We start from the raw sequence: 24,715 nt of genomic DNA, 5'->3' as shown, positions 1-24,715 counted from the left end.
GAGGTGAAATGAATGGCCATCAAAGCAGAAGAAATCAGTGCTTTAATCAAAGAACAGATTCAAAATTATGACAATAAGCTGTCTGTCGAAGAAATCGGAACAGTCACTTACGTTGGGGATGGAATCGCCCGTGCCCACGGTTTAGAAAATGCAATGAGTGGAGAACTTCTAGAGTTTTCAAACGGCTCTTATGGGATGGCACAAAACTTAGAAAGCAATGATGTCGGTATCATCGTTCTAGGTGAATTTGAGTCCATTCGTGAAGGAGACAAAGTAAAACGTACCGGTAAAATCATGGAAGTGCCAGTCGGTGATAACATGATCGGTCGTGTTGTAAACCCATTAGGTCAACCAATCGACGGTATGGGTCCAATCGAAACAAGTAAAACACGTCCAGTGGAAGCAATGGCTCCCGGTGTTATGCAGCGTAAATCAGTATCAGAACCAATGCAAACAGGTCTGAAGGCAATTGATGCCCTTGTTCCAATTGGCCGCGGACAACGTGAATTGGTCATTGGTGACCGTAAAACTGGTAAAACATCGATCGCTATTGATACGATTATTAACCAAAAAGGTCAAGATATGATCTGTATTTATGTGGCTATCGGACAAAAAGAATCTACGGTTCGTTCACAAGTGGAAACACTTCGTAAATTTGGTGCCATGGATTATACCATCGTTGTCACAGCTGGTGCGTCTCAACCTGCACCGCTATTATTTATCGCGCCTTACGCTGGAACAGCAATGGGTGAGGAATTCATGTATAACGGCAAACACGTATTAGTTGTTTTTGATGATTTATCAAAACAAGCTGTGGCTTATCGTGAACTGTCACTATTATTACGTCGTCCGCCAGGTCGTGAAGCTTATCCAGGGGATGTTTTCTATCTGCATTCACGTTTGTTAGAACGTGCAGCAAAACTTTCAGATGAATTAGGCGGCGGTTCATTAACTGCCTTGCCATTCGTTGAAACACAAGCAGGAGATATCTCTGCTTATATTCCAACCAATGTAATCTCAATCACCGATGGACAAATCTTCTTAGAAAACGATTTGTTCTATGCTGGTATTCGTCCAGCCGTTGATGCGGGTCTATCCGTATCACGGGTTGGTGGTTCCGCACAAATCAAAGCGATGAAAAAAGTTGCAGGGACACTTCGTTTAGATCTCGCCAGCTATCGTGAATTAGAAGCCTTTACGCAATTCGGTTCAGATTTAGATGCGGCTACACAAGCAAAATTAAATCGTGGACGCCGAACTGTTGAGGTACTAAAACAAAAATTACATGATCCGCTTCCTGTTGAAAAACAAGTAGTGATTCTATATGCCTTGACTCATGGTGTGCTAGATAGTATTCCAGTCAATAGTATTTTAGATTTTGAAGCACAATTATTTGAATACTTGGAAACGAATCATTCTGATTTATTCGCTGCGATTCGCGAAACAAAAGAATTGCCTGATACAGATAAATTAGATAGTGCTATCCAAGAATTCAAAGATATTTTTGACGCTTCCACAGCTAACCAAGAAAAAGCATAATCGAGGTGAGAATAAATCATGGCATCCTTAAATGAAATCAAAACACGGATTGCATCGACGAAGAAAACTAGTCAAATCACCAAGGCTATGCAAATGGTATCAGCATCTAAGTTGACGAAATCAGAAGTTTACTCAGCAAAATTTCAAATTTACGCTTCAAAAGTACGTGAAGTATTGACGCACTTAACAGCGAGTGAATTAACGGAATTAGCCAACTCTGGTCGTGAACTAGGCGGCATCAACTATCACAGCATGCTGTTGAATCGTCCAGTTAAAAAAACTGGCTATATTGTGATTACTTCTGATGGCGGTTTGGTGGGGGGCTACAACAGCTCAATCCTAAAACAGACGATGACAATGCTTGAAGATGATCATGATTCTGCTGATGAATATGTTTTGTTAGCCATCGGTGGAACCGGTGCGGACTTTTTCAAAGCTCGCGGCGTTAAATTAGCTTATGAATTACGCAATTTATCGGATCAGCCTAGCTTTGAAGAAGTACGAAAAATCGTTTCGATGACGACCAGTATGTATGAAAATCAAGTCTTTGATGAACTTTACGTCTGCTACAATCATCACGTTAATTCATTATCTAGTCAGTTCCGGGTAGAAAAAATGCTGCCTATCTCTGATTTGGATCCTAGTGAAGCACAAACGTATCGCGAAGAATATTTGTTTGAACCTTCAAAAGAAGCGATTCTTGATCAATTACTGCCGCAATATGCAGAAAGCTTGATCTATGGCGCAATCGTTGATGCCAAAACGGCGGAACATGCAGCCGGGATGACCGCAATGAAGACGGCAACAGATAATGCTGGCTCGATCATTGATGATTTAACCATTTCATACAACCGGGCACGCCAAGCGGCGATCACCCAAGAGATTACTGAAATTGTCGGCGGGGCTTCCGCATTAGAATAATTTCGAGATTGGAGGAAAAAACATGAGTTCAGGCAAGATTGTTCAAGTTATTGGTCCCGTTGTCGACGTGGAATTTTCTTTAGATCAATCCTTACCAGACATCAACAATGCGTTGATTGTTTACAAAAAAAATAAAACAAAAGTTGTTCTTGAAGCTGCTTTGGAACTTGGTGATGGTGTTATCCGCACGATCTCTATGGAATCAACAGATGGCTTGCAACGTGGAATGGAAGTTGTCGATACAGGCAAACCAATCTCAGTTCCCGTTGGTAAAGAAACTTTAGGTCGTGTGTTTAACGTATTAGGTGAAACAATCGACAAAGAAGCGCCTTTTCCAGAAGATGCAGTAAAAAGCGGTATTCATAAAAAAGCGCCGGCTTTTGAAGAACTTAGTACCAGTAATGAAATTTTAGAAACAGGGATCAAAGTTATCGACTTATTAGCTCCTTACTTAAAGGGTGGTAAAGTCGGACTATTTGGTGGTGCCGGTGTTGGTAAAACCGTCTTGATCCAAGAATTGATTCATAATATCGCCCAAGAACACGGTGGTATTTCAGTGTTTACGGGTGTTGGTGAACGTACTCGTGAAGGGAACGACCTTTATTATGAAATGAAGGAATCAGGCGTTATTGAGAAAACTGCCATGGTGTTTGGACAAATGAACGAGCCGCCAGGTGCGCGTATGCGTGTTGCCTTGACTGGTTTGACATTGGCTGAATATTTCCGAGATGAAGAAGGACAAGATGTGCTGTTGTTTATCGACAACATCTTCCGTTTCACTCAAGCCGGTTCTGAAGTTTCTGCCTTGCTTGGCCGGATGCCTTCAGCCGTTGGCTACCAACCAACTTTGGCAACTGAAATGGGTCAATTGCAAGAACGAATCACTTCAACGAAGAAGGGTTCAATTACTTCTATTCAAGCTATTTATGTTCCAGCCGATGACTATACTGACCCAGCGCCAGCAACAGCGTTCGCCCATTTGGATGCAACAACCAACTTGGAACGTAAGTTAACGGAGCAAGGGATCTATCCAGCCGTTGACCCATTGGCTTCATCTTCAAGTGCATTGGCACCTGAAATCGTTGGGGAAGAACATTATCGTGTAGCGACAGAAGTTCAACGTGTTTTACAACGTTACCGCGAGTTACAAGATATTATCGCTATTTTGGGGATGGACGAATTGTCTGACCAAGAAAAAGTGATTGTTTCTCGTGCTCGTCGAATCCAATTCTTCTTATCACAAAACTTCAATGTAGCGGAACAATTCACTGGTCAACCAGGTTCATATGTACCAGTTGAAAAAACAGTTGAAGGCTTTAAAGAAATTTTAGAAGGCAAGTATGATGACCTTCCAGAAGATGCTTTCCGTAGTGTAGGTACGATCGAAGACGTAGTAGAAAAAGCAAAAACTTTAGGCTACTAGAAAGAGGTGCCCGATGGAACAAGAAAAAGACAAAGTTCTGCAAGTGAACGTTGTTACTCCAGATGGTAACGTCTATGATCATAATGCAACCATCGTCATTGCAAAAACGGTCGCCGGTGAAATTGGGATATTACCAAACCATGCACCGATCATTGCGCCTCTTGCAATCGATGAGGTTCGTGTTCGCCGGACGGATGCTGATACACACGTGGATTGGATCGCAGTCAATGGTGGGATCATGGAAGTTCGGGACAATGTGTTGACGATTATCGCCGATACGGCAGAACGTGAACGAGATATCGATGTTTCACGTGCTGAAAGAGCAAAACAACGTGCGGAAGCGCGGATTCAAGAAGCTCGCGAAAAGGAAGATACCGATCAGTTGAGCCGTGCCGAAGTTGCTTTGCACCGTGCTATGAATCGGATCAAGGTTTCTAAACATCGTTAAATATTGCAAAAACGGTCATTGCAGAATCCTTTTCTGAAAGACCATAGGATTATTGAAAGTTGTGCCGCTGATTGCGGCACAACTTTTTTTTGTGAAATAGTTCAATATTTTAACTGATTATTAGAATAAAGAAAGCAAGTAAATGCACAAATTTTCAAAAAACTTGGACTTCAAAAAACACTGAGTATTTTTTGATATATTGACTAAAAAAGGAACCTAAAAATTTTTAAAGGACTTTTTACCTATAAAAAAAAGTTGTTTTGATAATAAAAAAGCAAAATTGAAAGATTAAGTTTTTTAAAAGTTTCTGTATAGTTCTTTGAATGCGCAAAGTGTTCTTCTTTATATAAATCTGTGCTATAATCCAACTATTGATTTTTTTGAAAGGAAACGAATTATGCAAGTATTTGGAATTGATGCAATCGTTCGGATTGTATCGCATTTTTCCTTTATCTATTTAGCCTTCTGGGCTTTAAGAGCTTTGCGAATTGAAAATCTGTTTAAAGCATTTAAGGAGACTCAAGTTCGAATCGTGATTTTGATGATGGCGATCGCCTTAGGTTTTGCTTGCAGTACGTTCTTCTTAGAAATCATTCTTTTATGCAAAAATATATTTTTGACATTTAGTTAAGGTACATATACGAGATAATCGACTAGCTTTTTTGGAGGGAATACAATGGAAGAGATCATCGTTCGTGGTGGTAAACAATTAAAAGGAACAGTACATATCGAAGGGGCAAAAAATGCCGTATTGCCAATTTTAGCTGCGACTTTATTAGCTGAAGAAGGAACATCAACATTAAGCAATGTTCCGATTTTATCTGATGTCTTTACCATGAATCAAGTGATTCGTTATTTGAATACAGATGTTGAGTTTAATGAAGAAACGAAAGAAATTACAGTGGATGCGACCCGTCAATTGAACGTGGAAGCCCCTTATGAGTATGTTAGCAAAATGCGTGCGTCAATCGTTGTGATGGGGCCTTTATTGGCGCGCAACGGACACGCAAAGGTTGCAATGCCTGGCGGCTGTGCAATTGGTAAACGTCCAATTGATTTGCATTTGAAAGGATTCCAAGCTTTGGGTGCGAAAATTATCCAAAAAAATGGATACATTGAAGCAATCGCTGACGAATTAGTCGGGGATACGATTTATTTGGACTTCCCAAGTGTCGGTGCGACTCAAAACATCATGATGGCCGCTGTAAAGGCTAAAGGAACAACTGTGATCGAAAACGTTGCTCGCGAACCTGAGATCGTTGATTTGGCGAACTTCCTAAATAAAATGGGTGCTAGCATCCATGGTGCTGGTACAGAAACGATGCGTATCGAAGGTGTTGACCATCTTCACGCTGTTTCTCATCCAATCGTTCAAGACCGGATTGAAGCTGGAACATTCATGGTTGCTGCTGCAATGACGGAAGGCAATGTCTTGATTGATGGAGCAATTCCTGAACATAATCGTCCATTGATCTCTAAACTGATCGAAATGGGTGTTAAGATCACTGAAGAAAATGACGGATTACGAGTTATCGGTCCTAAGAGCTTGAAAGCGACGGATATTAAAACGATGCCTCATCCAGGATTCCCAACAGATATGCAAGCACAAATGACCGCTATTCAATTAGTAGCTGATGGTGTTAGCACAACTACAGAAACGGTCTTCGAAAATCGTTTCCAACATTTAGAAGAAATGCGCAGAATGAATGCACAAGTGAAGATCGACAATAACGTTGCCTTGATTAAAGGGGCATCTGAATTGCAAGGCGCAGAAGTTTATGCGACTGATCTACGTGCGGCAGCTGCTTTAGTTTTGGCTGGTCTGCGAGCAAATGGTATGACACGTGTCCGTAATTTGAAATATTTGGATCGCGGCTACTACAAATTCCACACTAAATTACAACAATTAGGTGCGGATGTGGAACGTGTTGACAATGAAAGCAAGAAAACGGCCGACGCAGTCACTGTATTAGCTTAAGGAGTGGATATATGAGTTCGGGTGAACATATCTTACGCAGCTTAATTCGGATCGTGGCAATTTTACTAGCTGGTGTCCTATTATTTGTTGTTGGCAGTATGATCGGTTACGGTGCAATGGGTGGCGGAAATCCTTTTAAAGTGTTGATGCCAGATGTTTGGCGTCATATCTTAGATTTTGTCCATTAATTTGCAGTGAAGTTTTAGTTGATTATAAGGGGTTGCTCCATTTATTTGGTGCGATCCCTTTTTTGCAAGTTCTCTTTAAAAAGAATGGTATACGTAATATAGGAACGATGTTGAGGTGAGAGAATGAATTTCATAGGTAAAGGATTAATCTTTTTAGTACGAGGCTATCAGCGCTTTATCTCGCCGTTAACGCAGCCCTCTTGTCGCTATTACCCATCATGTTCTAGTTACATGATTAAGGCGATCCAAGTTCATGGGGCTTTTAAAGGGTTTTTGATGGGGACTTCGCGTATTCTGCGGTGTCATCCATTTGCTAAACCGGGATTAGACTATGTACCTGTCAATTTTTCTTTGCGGAAAAATTTAGTTGATCGAGAAGAACCTGATTATCAGAATTCGAAGAAGGATTTGAAGGTATAAAAAGTAGGCTGAATTTTCGATAGAAAAGAAGCGATAATTGTGTCTGTCATTCATTTTAGCGAGTGACAAGAAATTGGGCAATCTGGTTATTGTATGGACGGGGTGATTTCTTTCAGATTTTTCACGGCTAGTTTAGTCAAACGAATCCAAAATGAGCAAATCGGCTCAAAATAGCCCATGATCAATGATTCTGAGCAGAATCTTGAAGCGGCCTTACAATTAAGAAACTCAGTTATTTTAAATAAATCTCTTTGACTGTTTATCAGTTAAAGGGATTTTTTTTAGTTATCTGATAGACTTTAAATAGGGTTGTAAGCGCTATAAATTGTTTGAGTATTGTTGAATTATTAAAATATTCAGAAAATTTAATTGACAGTGAGAGTTTTTTCCTATATATTCTTTATTATCTTAACAAATTATCATTATTTTATTAGGGGGTAACAGGATGAAGAAAAGAACAGTAGCTGCATTGGCAGCAGGGTTGTTTCTATTTGGCGCATGTGGTTCGCCTAAAGCCAATGATAGCAGTGGCGGGGAAGATGCCAAAACAATCAAAATCGGCGGAAATTTTGAATTATCTGGTGCTGTAGCCGCTTATGGTGAAGCAGAAAATGAAGGTGTCAAATTGGCTGTTGAAGAAATCAATAAAGACGGCGGGATTGACGGAAAGAAAATCGAGTACGTTTCAAAAGACAATAAGTCAGATAATAATGAAGCTGCTTCTGTTGCGGCTAACTTAACTACTAAAGATGAAGTTGTTGCGATTGTGGGACCGGCTACTTCTGGCGCAACAAAAGCGACATTGCCAAACTTATCGAAAGCCAAAGTACCTGCTATTACGCCTTCAGGAACAGATGATGCGATCACTGTACAAAAGGGTAAAGTACAAGATTATATCTATCGAGCTTGTTTCCAAGACAGTTCTCAAGGGGTCATTTTAGCAAAATATGCGGAAGATAATTTGAAGGCTGATAAAGCAGTGATTTTAGGCGATAACTCAAGCGATTATGCAAACGGGTTGAAAAAAGCCTTTAAGGAAACGTATAAAGGAACAATCGTAGCGGAGGAAAACTTTACCGCTGGTGACAAAGATTTCCAAGCAATGTTGACAAAAATCAAAGATAAAGACTTCAATGTCATCTATATCCCAGGTTATTACACAGAAGCTGGCTTGATCATCAAACAAGCCCGTGAAATGGGTATTGAACAACCAATCATCGGTGCAGATGGTTTCGGTGATGAAAAACTGATTGAAACTGCTGGTGCAAGCAACGTCAAAAACGTTTATTACACAGGGCACTTCTCAACGAAAGCTCCAGCAACAGACAAAGTGGAACCATTTGTAAAAGCTTTTGAAAAGAAATACAGCAAACAGCCTTCTTCATTCAACGCGTTAGCTTATGATTCTGTTTACATGATCAAACAAGCGATCGAAGATGAAGGAAAAGCAACACCTGAAGCTATCAAGAAAGGTCTTGCGAATTTGAAAGACTTTGAAGGGGTTACTGGTAAGATTTCTATGGACAAGGATCACAATCCTGTGAAACCTTTAGTTGTACTAGGACTGACAGATGGAAAAGAAACTTCTGCTGAAACCGTAAATCAATAATTAATCGGGAAAAGCAGGCAAGGGGGTGTGCCAATGGACTTTGGCACACTCCCTTTTAAGAATCAAGTACGCAAAATAAGCGGCTAATCTATTTTTTTGAAAAGTGATGTGATAAAGATGGAAATATTTATTCAGCAAATCGTCAATGGGCTTTTTCTTGGGAGTGTCTATGCGTTGATGGCGCTAGGCTATACCATGGTTTATGGAATTATTAAATTGATCAACTTTGCCCATGGTGAAATCTATATGATTGGCTCATTTATTGGCTACTTTTTGATCAATCAATTCAATATGGGATTCTTTCCAGCATTGATTTTGTCAATGGCGGGCAGTGCGATCTTAGGTGTAGTAATCGAATTCTTGGCCTATCGACCACTGAGAAATTCAACTCGGATCGCGGCATTGATTACAGCGATCGGTGTATCGTATCTATTACAAAATACAATGATCTATTTTTTCAGCTCGACAACCAGACCTTTTCCGCAAGTGATTAAATTGCAGGTCTTCAAGATTGGTTTCTTAAGCGTCTCAAACATTCAGTTGTTAATTTTAGGCCTGTCCTTATTCCTGATGATCACCTTAAACTTGATCGTTCAAAGAACTAAGATGGGGAAAGCGATGCGTGCAGTCAGCGTTGATACCGATGCTGCACAGCTGATGGGGATCGATGTGAATCGGACGATTTCATTTACCTTTGCATTGGGTTCGGCACTCGCTGCAGCCGGTGGAATGATGATCGGACTGTATTATAACTCGATTGATCCGATGATGGGCTATATTCCGGGGCTGAAATCCTTTATCGCGGCTGTTTTAGGCGGGATCGGGATTATTCCGGGAGCTGCGATCGGCGGCTTTGTTATTGGACTGATCGAAACAATAACAACGGCGTTAGGATTCTCTGATTTCAAAGATGCAGTGGTTTACGCAGTATTGATTTTAATTTTATTAGTTCGTCCAGCCGGCATTTTGGGCAAACACGTAAAAGAGAAAGTGTAGGTGGATCAAATGAAAAAGAATTTGAAATACAATTTGATTTGGCTAGCTTTGATCGTAATTGGCTATGTGATTTTATATGTGGCTTACTCTGCTGGGATGGTCAATTTGTTCTTAGATAATGTTTTGGTTCAAATCGGAATTAATGTGATTTTAGCGGTGGGTTTGAATTTGATTATTGGTTTTTCTGGTCAGTTTTCTTTGGGACACGCTGGATTCATGGCGATTGGCGCTTATGGAGCGGCACTAGTTTCAATGAGTATGCCGACTTACGGCGGATTCTTCTTAGGAATGGCTGTCGGCGTTATTATCGCCGGTATTGTTGCTGTAGCGGTGGGGATTCCAACGTTGCGTTTAAGCGGTGACTATTTAGCAATCGCGACATTAGGTGTTGCGGAAATCATTCGGATACTATTGATCAACTTTAAAGACATCACGAATGGACCATCAGGGCTATTTGGAATCGAACCTTTTGTTGACTGGCAAATAGTTTACGGTTTTATGGCGATCACAACCTTGTTTATCGTCAACTACATTCGTTCAGGTGCGGGTCGTGCGACCATGGCGATTCGCGAAGATGAGATCGCGGCCGAATCAATGGGCGTGAACACGACGAAATACAAAGTTATGGCCTTTACATTTGGCGCGATGACAGCGAGTATTGCTGGTTCGTTGTATGCAGGGTATCTGCAATCAATCGCACCGAAGGATTTTGCATTTACTAAATCTGTCGATATTTTGATCTTAGTCGTATTAGGCGGGATCGGCAGTGTTACAGGGACCTTTATCGCAGCGATACTTTTAGGAATCATCAATATGTATCTGCAAGATTTCGGAACCTTACGGATGATTATCTACGCGTTGGCATTGATCATCTTGATGATCTTCAAGCCAGGCGGATTATTAGGAACGAAAGAATTATCTGTGAAGAAAATTGTTGATAAGTTTAAAAAGGGAGATGACCAGAATGCCTCTGTTGGAAATTAAAGAGTTAACCAAAAACTTTGGCGGTTTGGCGGCGGTCTCCAATGTCAATATCGCATTAGAAGAGAATCAATTAGTCGGTCTGATCGGGCCGAATGGTGCCGGAAAAACAACCCTATTCAATTTGATTACCGGTGTTTATGAGCCTAGTGAAGGGGACGTGCTGTTAGAAGTCGATGGGAAAAATCATCGCCTGAATGGTCAGAAACCTTACGCGATCGCTGATTTAGGCCTGAGTAGAACGTTTCAGAATATTCGTTTGTTTAAAGATTTAACGGTTTTGGACAATGTTTTGATCGCTATGAATAGTAAAAACAAAGAGGGCTTCTTTTCCAGTGTTCTGCGTTTACCTGCTTTTTATAGTAAGGAAGCAGAATTAAAGGAAGAAGCGTTGAAATTATTAACGATTTTTGATTTGCAGGACAAAGCGGAAAACTTAGCTCGCAACTTGCCGTATGGCGAACAACGACGTTTAGAAATCGTACGGGCGTTGGCGACAAAACCGAAAATTCTCTTCTTGGACGAACCGGCAGCAGGGATGAACCCGCAAGAAACGGCGGCGTTGACCTTGTTGATCAGAAAGATCCAAAAGGAGTTTCAAATCACGATTCTATTAATTGAACACGATATGAGCTTAGTTATGGATGTCTGCGAACGGATCTATGTTTTAGAATATGGTCGGATTTTAGCAGAAGGTGTTCCTGAAGAAATTAAGAACAATCCAGAAGTTATTAAAGCCTACCTTGGAGGTGACCTATAATGCTGAAAATTGAAAATCTTTCGGTTCATTACGGCATGATCCAAGCGGTACGCGATGTTAGTTTTGAAGTCAATCAAGGCGAGATCGTTTCATTGATCGGGGCGAATGGTGCGGGAAAAACAACCATTTTACGGACGATCTCTGGACTGAATCAGCCCTCAAAAGGGACAATCACCTTTGAAGGGGTACCGATCCAAAAGAAGGCGCCAAGAAAAATTGTTGCTCAAGGAATCTCTCAAGTGCCTGAAGGCCGTCATGTCTTTTCTGGCTTGACTGTTTTAGAAAACTTAGAGATGGGGGCTTATTTACGAAAAGATGACGCCATCAAAAAGGATTATGAACACGTTTATGAAAAATTCCCGATCTTGAAAGAACGCTTAAATCAAGATGCTTCAACGTTATCTGGGGGAGAACAACAGATGCTGGCGATGGGGCGGGCATTGATGTCTAAACCGCGCTTGTTGCTGTTAGATGAACCTTCTATGGGCTTAGCACCAATCTTTATTCAGGAAATTTTCAACATCATTCAAGAAATTCAAAAGCAAGGAACGACGGTTTTATTGATCGAGCAGAATGCCAAAATGGCGTTATCAATCGCGGATCGCGGATACGTATTAGAGACTGGAAAAGTGGTCTTGTCAGGAACGGGTCAAGAGTTGCTAGAAAGTGAAGAAGTGAAGAAAGCTTATCTAGGAGGGTAAAGAATGAGTGTAAAAGATTTTATGACAGAAAAGTTAATCACGGTCACATCTCAAACCAAAATATTTGATGCCGTTGATTTGATGAAAAAATATGATATCCACCGTCTTCCGGTGATTGATAATGATCGATTGGTGGGACTGATCACGGAAGGAACGATTCAAGAGGCGCTGCCTTCAAAAGCAACTAGTCTGAGTGTGCATGAAGTCAATTATCTATTGAACAAAACCGTTGTAGCCGATGTGATGATCAAGGATGTTAAGACTGTCGCTCCCGATGCAGAACTAGAAGACGGTATTTACCTGATGCGTCAAAACAAGATCAATGTGCTTCCAGTACTAGAAGGTGAAAAGCTAGTCGGAATCATCACCAACAATGATATTTTTGATGCCTTCCTTAAATTAACCGGGTACTATGAAGGTGGAACTCGTGTTCAATTGAAGATTTTAGAAGACAAAAAAGGTGTATTGGCTAGAGTAACGAAAATTTTAGCAGATCATGATTTTAGTATTCTAACGGTCATCGTAGACCACAAAACAGAGGCAACGATCGTGGAGATTCAATTATCCAGCAAAGAAACCGAAGAGATTAAGCAGCTGCTGACCGATAATGGCTATGAAGTACTGCGAGCGGTAGTAACACAGCCTTAACCCTAGAGACAACTGAGTGATCAGTTGTCCTTTTCTTTTGGAGTATGATAAACTATTCAGGGTGGAGGGAAATATATGTCTAAAAAAAACAAAGATATCCAAGTTCAGATCAATGAAGAAGAACGTCTGATTAACGGAGAAAAACAAACCGTCACTCAATTAGTGATCGGTAAAAAAAATATCGGTGAGATTATTCCCGAAAATAAAAATTTTCAAGCCTATAATGACGGGCATTTACTAGGGAATTACAAGACCCTAGATGATGGTATTGAGGCGTTAATTCGAAATTGGAATTTACATGAATAATTTTTGAAAAAAGTACTTGCATTTTTTTTGAAGATTAGGTATTATAACTGAGTCGGGTTTTTAAATAATAAAAAAACCTAGCTGGAGGAGTAGCGAAGTGGCTAAACGCGACGGACTGTAAATCCGTTCCTTAGGGTTCAGTGGTTCGAATCCACTCTCCTCCACCATTTTTGGGGTATAGCCAAGCGGTAAGGCAAGGGACTTTGACTCCCTCATGCGTTGGTTCGAATCCAGCTACCCCAGTTGTTAAGTGAGTTGCATAAGCAGCTCACTTTTTTTGTGTTTTGAAAGCGGGAATAAGCCGGACTTAGAACGAACAATCAAGAAAGTGGTCAAAAAAAAAGGATTTCTTCTTTCTGTTTTTAGGATAATTGACTAAAAAATAGAAAACGATTTCATTATTTATTGCCCGACTTTTCGTTGCTGTGATCAGAAAGAGTGTTTGATAATCATTATCTTTAAAATATTATAAAAAAAGCGGAGGGTAATTCCCGGCAAAAAGAGGTATTTTAGTTTTGTAGATGAAAACATCTATCAACAAAGAAAATTATTAATTAGGAGGGAGGCAGTGAGATGGAAGAATATGGCCTAAGCAAACGGCAGATTTTCACTTTAAAGCGTCGAAGTCTTGAAAAAAGAATCAATAAATACTATCAACAAACCAATGATGGCGAGGGCACAATCGAACTGCTGATTACGCTCCAAGTGCGTGATGAACTGTGTGATCTAGACTTTTCATTTATGTTGAGTCAACTGGTCAAAAGAATTTTTACACGGACTCGTTCGACAGCCGCGCTGCGCCGTTATTATGTTTATTTCGCAGAATACTTTGATAAAAAGGAATGGCGTTTGTTATTAGTCAAACTATTTCCTGCTAAAACCTTTATCGCTGAGAAGCTTGAGCAATTATATACGCAATACATTAAAGCACCTTTAGCCAGATTGGCTGGATCATGACGAAGAATGATGACGAGTTAAAAAATGCAGAGGAAAGGAAGAGAGAGCATGTTCACATTAGATGCGGAATTTGAGAAAAGCAATGGAAAACACCATCATTTGCGGTTAAGCGATTTTGATCCGACAAAAACGGCAGAAGAGATCAAATCATCATTAGAGAAGTTAACGAAATTGAATTTGTTTGAAAAGGAAGGCACTGGTCTATTTAAAAAGGTGCTGCACGCAACCGTGATCGAGAAAAAGGTGACAACAATTTTCGATGACAGCAAGAAGAAAAAGAAACGTGGGAAAGATCCATTATCCCAATTAATGGAAGCAGCAAGCCACTCGGTCGTAGAACCAGCAGCAGTAAAAGAAGTACCAGTACTAGAACCAGAGTCTGTAAAAGCAGTGGTTGATTTAGCGACTCTGCGTATCCCGCAAGATTTGCGCATCACAGAGGAAAGAATAGAACCTGATAGACTGATCCAGACGATCGAACTGCCTAGAGGGATCGATCCATGGAAAATGAACGAAAGTCAAGCTTTTGGGCTGGTAGTGGCTTGTATGCCAGCGAAGGCGAAGCTGATAAATGTAGAGGTCGATGATAAATCCATTCCGGCCAGACTGATTGTAACTGAATCAGTCGCGGAATCAGGATTGCCGCCTGAGTTGCCGGTGAATACCAAGTCACCGCCAGAAAAGCCGAAGAAAAAACGAACGCGATTATTAGATCGAATCCGAAAACGAGAATAAGCGACGGTGTTCGTCTCATCAGAAAATCCAACGTTGGTATGAGACTTCTCTGTCACTGATAATAAGAATATACCGCGCAATGATCCCGATTAAGCAGAGGGCTATTTGTCATGGCCTTTGCAGGTATCATTCGCAGGTTTATTTTACCCTGGCGTTCAGAGATGTTCGCTCCCCTATTGAAAAAGCGCCCGTGACGAAATCGCGGACGCTTTTTTTAGTGATTAATTAATCGGCTGCGTAGTTTGAGCGCCCCGTAAAAACCGGCTGCGCAAAAGACGAATACTAGGAAAAGAATGAAGGAGATCAAGGCATAAGGGAAAATTGGTGCAGCAGTGACTGATAAGATTGGTTCGACAATCAGTTGCCGAATAATGGTCGGAACTTCCTGCTGTAGGTCACTCAACGCGCGAGTGATCTCCGGAAGATTGCTGTGTTCAGGTAAAATACTGGCGTGAGGTCCAAAAGCTTTATTCCCAATAGCGAGATAACCTAAGGCAAAGTTGCCTAAACTGAAGAAGCCGACCACCAAATTGCCTAAAGCAAACAATCCGATGGCGAGGTTTCCAAGACCAATCGTTCCCAAGGCTACATTCCCCGCTGAAAAAATCCCCAAAGATAAAAATCCTGCGGAAAGGATTCCTAAAGAAAAGAAGCCCACCGAAAGAAAGCCTTTAGCAAAAACGCCTAAAGCAAAAATTCCTGAGGAGAAAAAGCCGATACTGAAAAAACCGTGTGCTGTCGGAATCAGCTGCTGCTTATGGCGTAATGTACTGAGTGCGAATTGTCGATTGTGCCATAAGAGTTCCGAGAGATTCGGAATAATAATATGCAGCAGCGGCAGGTTGAATAAAAGTGTCGCCGAACGGTATTCAAAATATAATTCCGGCTCGCGTTCATTTAATAAATTGTCTAAAGAAATATCCAGCAATTGCGCAATTTTTTTTAATGTATCGATATCAGGGTACCCAGCCCCGCGCTCCCATTTTGAAACGGTGCGATCCGATACATATAAAATATTTGCCAGTTGTTTTTGTGTCAGTTCATTACGCTGCCGATAGTTTCTTAATTGTACCCCTAAAAAATTATTCATTTGATTTCCTCTTTCTTATTGATACTTTAAGCATAGCGGATTCGCAGTAAGATGAATAGGAAATCCAGTGAAAAAGCGACTCTACTTTGCGTAGAGTCTTGTCAAATCAAGCTTACTGCAAAAATTGGTCGAATCAAGGGTCTCTCACTTGAAGCCATTTAAAATTTAGGCTACATTTAAGAGGAAGATGTGAATGATGTATTTTGCTAATGCAAATGTTTGTGCCGGGGCTAATTTTTTGAAAGGTTGAAGGCCAGACTGCTTAGCAAGGTGCAGCGATAAATGAAATCAGAAGGGAGTCTAAGATCATGAGTAAAGTTGAGGAAGTCAAAGAAATGCTGACCGATACGGTGGCTAAAATTTATACCACGATTAAGGACAATTCAATCGAGGTAACGAAAGAAAAAGGACAAGCGCCGCGTGTACGGAATGTTCGTCCAACTCGTCACACCATTAAATGGAAAGCAAAAAATCATTAAGAAAAGCGCTCAGAAAATCTGGGCGCTTTTTTTTTAATGATCAATTTCAATCCCTAAAATAGTTAAGTGGCCGTTACCGATTAGTTTGACCACAAGTTTTGAGAGGCTGTCGGCACTCATGTCTGTATCGCTGGTGATCCACCAATGCAGGGTACCAACGAAAATCGAGGTCATGTACTCAATAATGAAATCCAAGGGAACTTCGATATCGTTTTCGGTGATTTTCAAGCGTTTGAAGATATGGGCATATTTCTCATCCAAAATCTCCGCAATCTTTTTTCGCAGAATTTCATTGCCGGAAGCATCCATGATCGTTAAAAAGAATTTTCGATTCGCTTGGATTTGTTCGTAAATATTTTTCAATACCATTTCGACTTTCCAAACCTTTAGGCGATTGCCTTGGACAATCTGGTCGGGATCGAGAACGGAGGCAAAGGCATCAATCGCCTGTTTGAAAATGCAATCGTAAAGATCTTGCTTGTCTTTGAAATGGGCATAGAAGGTCGCACGATTAATCATTGCTTCGTCAGCGATCTCTTGTATGGTGATATTATCGTATCCTTTTACTTCTACTAAATGAATAAAAGATTCCATAATCATTTTATTCGTTCGCTTAACCCGCAGGTCAATTTTTTTTGCCATAGGAATTTCCTCTCATTTTCACAACATATTCCAATAAATTGTTGCTTATCACACGAATGAAATGGTTTTGAGTATTGCATAACGTTCGAATTGTTTTTAGAATATACGTGAGTAGTATAACAAACACTTTGTAAGTTAATCAACATGTGTTGTTAAAAATGGAAGGTAGGAAATAAGTATGACATTACGAGCGGGGATTGATGTTGGCTCTACAACCGTCAAGTTGGTCATTTTGAATGAAAAAAACGAAAGCCTATTTGCGAAGTATGAACGGCATTTTTCTGATGTGAAAACTGCCACAGAACGTGTGCTGCGCGAGGCTGAAGCATTAATCGGCAATCAAGAAATGACAATGAGCATCACAGGTTCCGGTGGGATGGGCCTGGCAGATGTTTTAGAGATTCCTTTTGTTCAAGAGGTGATCGCGTGTACACGCACGGTTGAAGAAGTTATTCCAGAAACAGATGTTGCAATTGAACTTGGCGGAGAAGATGCGAAAATCACCTTCTTTGAGGGTTCTTTAGAGCAGCGAATGAACGGAAGCTGTGCCGGTGGAACGGGAGCGTTTATTGACCAGATGGCTGTCTTATTAAAGACCGATGCCAATGGTGTGAATGAACTAGCCCAAAATTATAAAACGATTTATCCGATCGCTTCACGTTGTGGGGTGTTCGCGAAAACAGATGTACAGCCGTTGATCAATGAAGGCGCGGCAAAAGAAGATATCGCGGCGAGTATTTTTCAGGCGGTAGTCAATCAAACGATCGCTGGTTTAGCAGCGGGTCGCAAGATCAAAGGGAAGATCGCTTTTCTAGGCGGCCCTTTATTCTTTATGTCCGAATTGCGCCAGCGTTTTATCGAAACGTTGAACATTACACCGGAAAATGTTGTTTTTCCAGAAAATCCGCAGCTCTTTGTAGCGATGGGAGCGGCTTTTTATTCAGAAGAAGCAGATGCCTCTTCCTTAGAAGAATTGCTGCATCGTTTAACGACGGCAGAAGAGGGGCATCTATCGCCTTCTGATACGTTAGAACCGTTGTTTAAAGACGAGGCGGACTTGGCCGAATTTCGGATGCGCCATGGACAGGCACAAGCTAGTGAAAAGAGTCTATCCGACCATGATGGCGTAGCCTTTTTAGGAATTGATGCTGGATCGACTACAACGAAGGTTGCGTTGATCGATGACAGCGGCAATTTGATGTATTCTTTTTATGGCAATAATCAAGGACAGCCGTTGGAAACAACGATGACTGTGTTAAAAGATCTTTATAAACAATTACCGGAAAACGTGTTTATCGGTAAAGCGGCCGTGACCGGTTATGGCGAACAATTAATCAAAAATGCGTTGAAGGTTGATATTGGTGAAGTGGAAACGATGGCTCACTATAAAGCGGCGAACCATTTTCAACCGGGCGTAGATTTCATTCTGGATATCGGCGGACAAGATATGAAAGCCATGACGATCAAAGACGGTGCTCTGTCTTCGATCCAATTGAATGAAGCCTGTTCTTCAGGCTGCGGTTCATTTATCGAAACCTTCGCGAAATCGTTGAATTATAAAGTAGAGGATTTTGCGCAAGCTGCCTTGAAATCTAAAGGACCTGTCGATTTAGGTTCACGTTGTACCGTCTTTATGAATTCAAAAGTGAAGCAGGTGCAAAAAGAAGGTGCTTCTGTCGGAGATATCTCTGCAGGACTTTCTTATTCAGTTATTAAGAATGCGATTTATAAAGTCATCAAAGTTCGACGGCCAGAAGAGCTTGGCGAAAAAATCGTCTGTCAGGGCGGCACGTTCTATAACGAAGCTGTTTTGCGGGCTTTCGAGCTGGTGGCGGGACGCGAAGTGGTTCGTCCATCGATCGCGGGTCTGATGGGCGCTTTCGGAGCGGCGTTGATCGCTTTGGAAAATTATGAAGTGGGTGAACGGACCGAAACACTTTCGTTAGCTGAAATCGATGCGTTTACCGCTGAAAAAGAATTTACTCACTGCGGCTTATGTGAAAACAACTGTATGCTGACAGTGACCCTATTCTCAGATGGTCGTCAATTCATCACAGGCAATCGTTGTGAACGCGGCGCTCGAATCAAAGTGAAGCGGGAAGATAAAAAAGTCAATCTGGTGGATTACAAATACCGCCGCTTGTTCAAATATCGCCCATTACGTAAAAAAGAAGCCGTTCGCGGTGAGATCGGTATTCCACGGGTCTTGAACATGTATGAAAACTATCCATTGTGGCATACCTTTTTCAGTGATTTAGGCTTTCGCGTGAAATTATCACCGCGCTCAAACAAGGAATTGTATGAACAAGGGATGGAAACAATCCCAAGTGATACGGCTTGTTATCCTGCCAAAATTGTTCACGGCCATATCCAAGCCTTGATCGATGGCGGTGTGCCGATGATCTTTTATCCAGGGGTCGTTTTTGAACGGGAAGAATCAAAAGAGGCGGACAATCACTTCAACTGTCCAATCGTTCAAAGCTATCCTGACGTAATCCGCAACAATGTCGATGACATTCGTGACGGGAAAGTTGACTATCGCAATCCTTATCTAAACTTGGCCAATGAAGCCTCTGTCGCAAAAGTTTTAGGACGCTGCTTCGAGGATTTGGGCATTACCCAAGAAGAAATTAATAATGCGCTGCACCATGCGTATGAAGAATTGGAAACCTTTAAAGATGATATTCGTCAAAAAGGGGAAGAGACGTTATTAATGCTCAACCAAAAGGGCGAACGAGGAGTAGTTCTTTCTGGCCGTCCTTATCATTTGGACCCTGAAATCAATCACGGAATCGCTGAGGTTATTACCCAAGAAGGCTTCCATGTATTAACGGAAGACAGTGTTTCTCATTTAAGCGATGTGGGTAACCTGCGGGTAGTTAACCAATGGGTCTACCATTCTCGTTTGTATGCGGCAGCACGTGTCGTGGCAAAATCGAAAAATCTTGAGCTTGTTCAATTGAACTCATTTGGCTGCGGCCTTGATGCGGTAACTACCGATCAAGTTGAAGAAATCATGGAGCAATATGGCAAAATCTATACGGTCTTGAAAATTGATGAAGGCTCGAATTTAGGCGCTATCCGAATTCGATTGCGGTCATTAAAAGCGGCCGTCAATGAACGGGAAAAATCAAACTTTGAACCCGTTAGACGTTTTGAAGAACCAGAAAAAATCGTCTTCACTAAAGAAATGCGTAAAAAGCACACGTTGCTGTTACCAATGCTTAGTCCGATCCATCAATCTGGTTTGTTTGATATCGCTTTGGAAGCTTCTGGCTACAACGTGGTTTGTTTACCAGCCATGGACCGCGAGGCGATCAATGTTGGTTTGAAATTCGTCAACAATGATTCTTGCTACCCTGCGATTATTTCGATTGGTCAATTAGTCGAGGCTCTGCAAAGCGGCGACTATGACTTAAACAATACAAGTGTAATGATGAGTCAGACCGGCGGCGGCTGTCGTGCGACCAACTATATTCCTTTGTTGCGCAAAGCCTTGAACGATGCCGGGTTCCCGCAAGTTCCTGTTGTTTCTGTTTCACTTGGAAATAAAGGGGTAGAAAGCAACCCAGGCTTCAAATATACCTTGCCGATGCTGAAACGAATTGTTGTCGCCATTCTTTACGGCGATCTTTTCGAACGAATGGTTTATCGGACACGTCCGTACGAATTGGAAAAAGGCCAGATCGATGCTTTACATGAAGAATGGTTGAAAAAGGTGGAGAGCAATGTTCGCAATGGCTCGCTGACGATCTTTAATCGAAACATGAAGAAAATCGTTAAGGACTTTGATACCGTACCGATCTCAAATGAGGTCAAACCAAAAGTCGGTGTCGTAGGCGAAATCTTAGTGAAGTATTCTCCAACCGCCAATAACGATATTGTTCGTCTGCTGGAATCTGAAGGTGCTGAAGCGGTTGTGCCGGACTTGATCGGCTTCATGAACTATTCCTTGTACAACCAGATTTGGAAATATGACAACATGGGCATGCCGAAGAAGAATAAGACTATCGCGGAAATGGCGATCAAATTGATTGAAGTCGTGGAAAAACCAATGGATAAAGCGTTGCGAGCTTCTGAACGTTTCACTGGTATTCATTCGATCTATCAGTTGGCTGAAGATGCGGGCAAGATTCTTTCTATCGGGAATCATACCGGTGAGGGCTGGTTCTTGACTGGTGAAATGATCGATCTATTGAAGACCGGTGTCAATAACATCGTCTGCATGCAGCCATTTGGTTGTTTGCCAAACCATGTGGTTGGTAAAGGTGTGATCAAAGAGCTGCGCCATCAATATCCAAAATCAAATATCGCCGCGATTGATTATGATCCAGGTGTTTCGATCGTTAACCAATTGAATCGAATTCGTCTGATGATGGCAACAGCCAACAAACAGTTAAAAGAAGAAGTGAAAAATTAAGCGGAAGAGTAGACCAATTAAAACCGGTCTGCTCTTTTCTTTTGTCCGGTTTTTGTGAGTGCTTGGTGGAAAAAAACGTGATTTATTTGAAAAAGTAAAGGAATGGTATGTGTAAAAAAATTTGATTCTGCCATTATTTGAACCAGATTTCTAACTTGTATGTAAGTAGTCAGTTTATCTATTCTTGCGGCCATTTTCAAGATGTCTGCAGAATGGTATGTATCAGGAAAAATACGTGATAGTTTAGCGTAATCTTCATTAAAAGGGCGGTTCGAATGAGGGGCAACAAAGGATTATTGTTGTACATTAGGTATATACCAGTTATAATAAGGGTAGAAAATTGAACGGGGTGACGGAACGTGGCGAATCAAGTGCCAGTTTATATTCAAATACATGATCAGTTAAAACATGAAATTGAAAACGGTGTATGGAAGGTCGGGGCGCGCCTGCCTTCTGAGCGAGAGCTATCGCTGAGATTTAATGTCAGCCGAATGACTCTGCGTCAAGCGATCCAAACATTGTCAGATGAAGGGATCTTGGAACGAAAGATCGGTTCAGGAACGTATGTAGCAAGTAAAAAAGTACAAGAAAAAATGAGCGGTACCACAAGCTTTACCGATATTATGGAGTCGTTGGGCAAGGTGCCTTCAAGCAAAACAATTTCTTTCTTCCATTCACGGGCAAGTTCTAGTGAAGCGGAAAAATTGGGCTTGGAAAAAGGCGAGCAGGTCTTGCGGATGGAGCGGATTCGTTATGCGGATGAGGTGCCGATTTGTTTTGAAGTCGCAAGTATTCCAGCAAAATTAGTCGAAGGTTTCAGCAAGGTAGAAATCACTGATTCTTTTTACCACAGCCTGCAAGAAAAAGGCTTTGAAATCGGTCGTGCCAATCAAACAGTATCGGCGATTTTAGCTTCCGAACAAATCGCTGATTATTTAGCGGTGAAACGCGGCGATGCAATTTTACGTTTGCGCCAAATCTCATATTTAGCGGATGAACGCCCATTTGAATATGTGCGGACTCAATATGTCGGCAGCCGCTTTGAATTTTATTTAGAAAAATAATCCAAGAAGTCAGCCTTCTTGGATCAGTTGTTCATGATAGGCAACTTCGCCAGTAGTGAAGCTGGCTTGCCCATTTAATAAATCGGTAACTTGCGCTTCGAAGGTATCCAGCTGGTCTTCATCAACCATGCAGGTCACAACGACCTGATCGGTAAATTGAGTATCTTTGAAAGCTAGATTTTCGGTAGTAATGAAGTTTTCCATTTTTCCCCAATTGGGATAATCCATGCGGACGAAAACTTCTTGCTGCAGCCGGCCTTCAACGATACCGACAGCGGCGACCGCTTGAGCTACAGAACCAGAGTAAGCCCGGATCAATCCGCCAGCACCGAGTTTCGTTCCGCCAAAGTAGCGGGTAACGACAGCACAAACATTGATCAGCTCATTTTTTTTCAATACCTCCAGCATGGGAACGCCGGCTGTACCGCTGGGCTCACCATCATCTGAGGAGCGTTGAATCTCGTTGCGGTCGCCTAGAACGAAGGCGCTGCAATTATGATTGGCTTTCCAATGTTCTTTTTTAAGCTGCTGAATGAAGCTTTTCGCCTCTTCTTCCGATTCGATTCGTTTTAAAAAACAAATGAAACGTGATTTTTTGATCTCGATTTCATGTTGATAGTCTTCTTTGATGGTTCGATAATTTTGCAGCATACTTTTGCCTCACTTTAGTTTTCTCTTTCTAGTATAGGAGAAAAGCGGGGCAGGTTTCAACTAAAGGCTGTTTGTCAGTCTGATTTTGTTTGAAGGTGAGGGATACGCATGACACGTGTAAAAAAATACGATGGGATTACCCATTATTTAAAAAGCAATAATGGCTCCCAAGTGACGCTGACCTTTACGCAATTTGACGAGCTGTTGTTCCCACGCAGTGGCCTGCCGCAAACTGCGCGACAAGATCTAGACTGGTGGGCGAATGATTATCGCCATCCAGAAAAAGGCGCATACGGCTGGTTGAATGCCAACTACGAAGTCGTTCAGGTCAATCTCGATAAAGAATATGTAGTCTTTAATAAATTAGTAAAATCAAGCTGGCTGATCTAGAAAAGACCACAAATTAATAATAACCACAGAAGCACGGCAAAATAATTTGCCGTGCTTATTTTGTCAGTCCAACTTTTCGCAGGTTATTAGGTGAGAAATAAAATCTAAGTGCTTCAGCTAAATATAGCTCAATCAGTTTAGTTGGATGATATGCGTAGAGAAAATAAGACTCATTTTTCATGCACTTTGAAAAATGAATCCCTTGAAGGGAACTAGCTGTCAGTTCCGTAGTAAAATTCTTTACCACCCTTCTGCGTACCTTTCTATAAAAGAGGAGGCCGCAAATGATGATGACAGGTCAGCGTTTATTATGGAAGGAATGGCAGGCTTTTTATCCAGAGGCAGATTTGACGCATGCTGAGAAGATCCCCGCGATGTTGGCTGTTGAAAATGGCTGGTTATGTCAGCGCTGCGGAGAAGTTTCGCAGGAAAAAGTTCCAGCAGATTATTTCTATTGTCCGGCCTGTTTAACATTAGGGCGGGTGGATAGCCGAAGTTATCTTTATTATTTCTCGGCTAAAAGTCTGCATCCTAGAAACGTTCAACTGACTTGGGCGGGGGAACTATCCTCTGCCCAAAGCAAAATTGCTGAGACCCTGCTTGAAGACCAGTCAGTAGCCAACACATTTCTGCTTTGGGCGGTGACCGGGGCTGGAAAAACGGAAATCCTTTTTCCTCTATTGAAGGAATTTTTGGAACAGGGAAAACGTATCTCTGTGACGTCCCCTCGAGTCGATGTTTGCAACGAAATTTTTTTACGGTTTCGACAGGCTTTCCCAAATGAAAAAATCAGTCTTTTTCACGGACAGGAGAGAAAGGACGCGGGGGACACTTTTGTGGTGTGTACGGTTCATCAGCTTTTGCGCTACCACGATTATTTTGATTTAGTGATCGTTGATGAGGTGGATGCCTTTCCTTATGACACAGATCCCTTATTACATCGTGCAGTGGATACTGCGCAGCGGCCAAGGGGCAAGCGCGTGTATTTGAGTGCAACACCGGATGGCAAACTAAAAAAGCTGGTGGACCGATTGTATTATTTGCCGGCTCGTTACCATCGCCGCAGTTTGCCAGTCCCAGAATTGCTTTTTTCATGGCAGTTAGAGAAGGAGTTGTTAGACGGGCGTTTATCTAAAAAAATCTTAGTAAAAATAGCGGCGTTGCTAGCAGAAAATCACGTACTGATTTTTTGCCCAAATATCCCGTTGTTAGAAAAAATGGCCGAGTGTATCCAATGTGAATTTTCAGAAGTTCAATTAACGACTGTCTTTTCGCAAGATCAAGAGCGTTTAGTAAAAGTTGAAAGGATGCGTGCTGGAAAGTATCAGGTACTTCTGACCACGACCATTTTAGAGCGAGGATAATTGTA

Annotated in this window: 25 protein-coding genes and 2 tRNA genes; 24 read left to right on the top strand and 3 right to left on the bottom strand. The window is 41.6% G+C overall.

The window, feature by feature from the left end:
- Positions 1–12 precede the first annotated feature (12 nt).
- The 19 genes from atpA (at position 13) to I585_RS05945 (ending at position 14,610) form a co-directional block, all read left to right on the top strand.
- Positions 13–1,539, top strand: a complete 1,527-nt coding sequence (gene atpA / locus I585_RS06030; RefSeq protein ID WP_010743275.1) for a F0F1 ATP synthase subunit alpha — start codon at positions 13–15, stop codon at positions 1,537–1,539.
- 15 nt (positions 1,540–1,554) lie between these two features.
- The gene (locus I585_RS06025; RefSeq protein WP_034708422.1) at positions 1,555–2,460 is read left to right on the top strand and encodes a F0F1 ATP synthase subunit gamma; all 906 of its coding nucleotides are present in this window, start codon (positions 1,555–1,557) and stop codon (positions 2,458–2,460) included.
- A gap of 22 nt (positions 2,461–2,482) precedes the next feature.
- Complete coding sequence (gene atpD / locus I585_RS06020) at positions 2,483–3,883, top strand: F0F1 ATP synthase subunit beta (protein ID WP_010743277.1); 1,401 nt, start codon at positions 2,483–2,485, stop codon at positions 3,881–3,883.
- A gap of 13 nt (positions 3,884–3,896) precedes the next feature.
- Complete coding sequence (locus tag I585_RS06015; RefSeq protein WP_010743278.1) at positions 3,897–4,331, top strand: F0F1 ATP synthase subunit epsilon; 435 nt, start codon at positions 3,897–3,899, stop codon at positions 4,329–4,331.
- A gap of 397 nt (positions 4,332–4,728) precedes the next feature.
- On the top strand, positions 4,729–4,962 hold the full coding sequence (locus I585_RS06010; protein WP_010743279.1) for a DUF1146 family protein: 234 nt from the start codon (positions 4,729–4,731) through the stop codon (positions 4,960–4,962).
- 45 nt (positions 4,963–5,007) lie between these two features.
- Positions 5,008–6,309 carry a UDP-N-acetylglucosamine 1-carboxyvinyltransferase gene (gene murA, locus I585_RS06005; protein WP_010743280.1) on the top strand — a complete coding sequence of 434 codons (1,302 nt, stop codon included), beginning with the start codon at positions 5,008–5,010 and terminating at the stop codon, positions 6,307–6,309.
- An 11-nt stretch (positions 6,310–6,320) separates the two neighbouring features.
- Positions 6,321–6,497 carry a DNA-directed RNA polymerase subunit beta gene (locus I585_RS22855; protein ID WP_010743281.1) on the top strand — a complete coding sequence of 59 codons (177 nt, stop codon included), beginning with the start codon at positions 6,321–6,323 and terminating at the stop codon, positions 6,495–6,497.
- Positions 6,498–6,620: 123 nt separating this feature from the next.
- The gene (yidD, locus tag I585_RS06000) at positions 6,621–6,917 is read left to right on the top strand and encodes a membrane protein insertion efficiency factor YidD (RefSeq protein ID WP_010743282.1); all 297 of its coding nucleotides are present in this window, start codon (positions 6,621–6,623) and stop codon (positions 6,915–6,917) included.
- A 445-nt stretch (positions 6,918–7,362) separates the two neighbouring features.
- Positions 7,363–8,526, top strand: coding sequence for an ABC transporter substrate-binding protein (locus I585_RS05995; protein ID WP_010743283.1), 1,164 nt, complete (start codon positions 7,363–7,365; stop codon positions 8,524–8,526).
- 117 nt (positions 8,527–8,643) lie between these two features.
- The gene (locus I585_RS05990) at positions 8,644–9,522 is read left to right on the top strand and encodes a branched-chain amino acid ABC transporter permease (protein WP_010743284.1); all 879 of its coding nucleotides are present in this window, start codon (positions 8,644–8,646) and stop codon (positions 9,520–9,522) included.
- Positions 9,523–9,531: 9 nt separating this feature from the next.
- Positions 9,532–10,506 (top strand): branched-chain amino acid ABC transporter permease, encoded by a 975-nt coding sequence (locus I585_RS05985; RefSeq protein WP_010743285.1) that lies wholly within the window; start codon positions 9,532–9,534, stop codon positions 10,504–10,506.
- A complete protein-coding gene (locus tag I585_RS05980) occupies positions 10,487–11,263 on the top strand; it encodes an ABC transporter ATP-binding protein (protein ID WP_010743286.1) in 777 nt (258 codons plus the stop codon). Before I585_RS05985 ends, I585_RS05980 begins: the two co-directional genes overlap by 20 nt.
- Positions 11,263–11,964 carry an ABC transporter ATP-binding protein gene (locus I585_RS05975; RefSeq protein WP_010743287.1) on the top strand — a complete coding sequence of 234 codons (702 nt, stop codon included), beginning with the start codon at positions 11,263–11,265 and terminating at the stop codon, positions 11,962–11,964. The genes I585_RS05980 and I585_RS05975 overlap by 1 nt, the downstream gene beginning before the upstream one ends.
- Positions 11,965–11,967: 3 nt before the next feature.
- Positions 11,968–12,612, top strand: a complete 645-nt coding sequence (locus tag I585_RS05970) for a CBS and ACT domain-containing protein (RefSeq protein WP_010743288.1) — start codon at positions 11,968–11,970, stop codon at positions 12,610–12,612.
- 75 nt (positions 12,613–12,687) lie between these two features.
- The gene (locus tag I585_RS05965) at positions 12,688–12,918 is read left to right on the top strand and encodes a DUF2969 domain-containing protein (RefSeq protein ID WP_010743289.1); all 231 of its coding nucleotides are present in this window, start codon (positions 12,688–12,690) and stop codon (positions 12,916–12,918) included.
- 83 nt (positions 12,919–13,001) lie between these two features.
- Positions 13,002–13,085 (top strand) — tRNA-Tyr (locus I585_RS05960).
- A gap of 4 nt (positions 13,086–13,089) precedes the next feature.
- Positions 13,090–13,161: transfer RNA gene (locus I585_RS05955), tRNA-Gln, on the top strand.
- Between the two features lie 330 nt (positions 13,162–13,491).
- Positions 13,492–13,875, top strand: a complete 384-nt coding sequence (locus I585_RS05950; RefSeq protein WP_010743290.1) for a hypothetical protein — start codon at positions 13,492–13,494, stop codon at positions 13,873–13,875.
- Positions 13,876–13,923: 48 nt separating this feature from the next.
- A complete protein-coding gene (locus tag I585_RS05945; RefSeq protein ID WP_010743291.1) occupies positions 13,924–14,610 on the top strand; it encodes a DUF2922 domain-containing protein in 687 nt (228 codons plus the stop codon).
- A gap of 214 nt (positions 14,611–14,824) precedes the next feature.
- Here the strand turns inward: I585_RS05945 and I585_RS05940 are convergent, their stop codons facing one another.
- Positions 14,825–15,700, bottom strand: a complete 876-nt coding sequence (locus I585_RS05940) for a helix-turn-helix domain-containing protein (protein ID WP_010743292.1) — start codon at positions 15,698–15,700, stop codon at positions 14,825–14,827.
- Between the two features lie 308 nt (positions 15,701–16,008).
- Here I585_RS05940 and I585_RS23350 point away from each other — a divergent pair, with 308 nt between their 5' ends.
- Positions 16,009–16,179 (top strand): hypothetical protein, encoded by a 171-nt coding sequence (locus I585_RS23350; RefSeq protein WP_010743293.1) that lies wholly within the window; start codon positions 16,009–16,011, stop codon positions 16,177–16,179.
- Positions 16,180–16,212: 33 nt separating this feature from the next.
- Here the strand turns inward: I585_RS23350 and I585_RS05935 are convergent, their stop codons facing one another.
- Positions 16,213–16,821, bottom strand: a complete 609-nt coding sequence (locus I585_RS05935; protein WP_010743294.1) for a TetR/AcrR family transcriptional regulator — start codon at positions 16,819–16,821, stop codon at positions 16,213–16,215.
- A 178-nt stretch (positions 16,822–16,999) separates the two neighbouring features.
- On the opposite strand from I585_RS05935, the gene I585_RS05930 reads away from it, so the two are divergent.
- Together I585_RS05930 and I585_RS05925 are read left to right on the top strand one after the other, a co-directional pair.
- Positions 17,000–21,241, top strand: a complete 4,242-nt coding sequence (locus I585_RS05930; RefSeq protein ID WP_010743295.1) for a 2-hydroxyacyl-CoA dehydratase — start codon at positions 17,000–17,002, stop codon at positions 21,239–21,241.
- Between the two features lie 359 nt (positions 21,242–21,600).
- Positions 21,601–22,305 carry a GntR family transcriptional regulator gene (locus I585_RS05925; RefSeq protein ID WP_034708418.1) on the top strand — a complete coding sequence of 235 codons (705 nt, stop codon included), beginning with the start codon at positions 21,601–21,603 and terminating at the stop codon, positions 22,303–22,305.
- A gap of 9 nt (positions 22,306–22,314) precedes the next feature.
- Here I585_RS05925 and I585_RS05920 read toward each other — a convergent pair whose 3' ends face one another.
- The gene (locus I585_RS05920) at positions 22,315–22,956 is read right to left on the bottom strand and encodes a YigZ family protein (RefSeq protein ID WP_010743297.1); all 642 of its coding nucleotides are present in this window, start codon (positions 22,954–22,956) and stop codon (positions 22,315–22,317) included.
- A gap of 108 nt (positions 22,957–23,064) precedes the next feature.
- On the opposite strand from I585_RS05920, the gene I585_RS05915 reads away from it, so the two are divergent.
- Positions 23,065–23,346, top strand: a complete 282-nt coding sequence (locus I585_RS05915) for a DUF7662 domain-containing protein (protein ID WP_010743298.1) — start codon at positions 23,065–23,067, stop codon at positions 23,344–23,346.
- Between the two features lie 284 nt (positions 23,347–23,630).
- Positions 23,631–24,710: a DEAD/DEAH box helicase family protein gene (locus tag I585_RS05910; RefSeq protein ID WP_010743299.1), complete on the top strand. Its 1,080-nt coding sequence runs from the start codon at positions 23,631–23,633 to the stop codon at positions 24,708–24,710.
- Positions 24,711–24,715: the final 5 nt, after the last annotated feature.

It is taken from the genome of Enterococcus malodoratus ATCC 43197 (assembly GCF_000407185.1).
Lineage (GTDB): Bacteria > Bacillota > Bacilli > Lactobacillales > Enterococcaceae > Enterococcus_A > Enterococcus_A malodoratus.
This window is presented reverse-complemented; position numbering and strand designations above follow the sequence as displayed.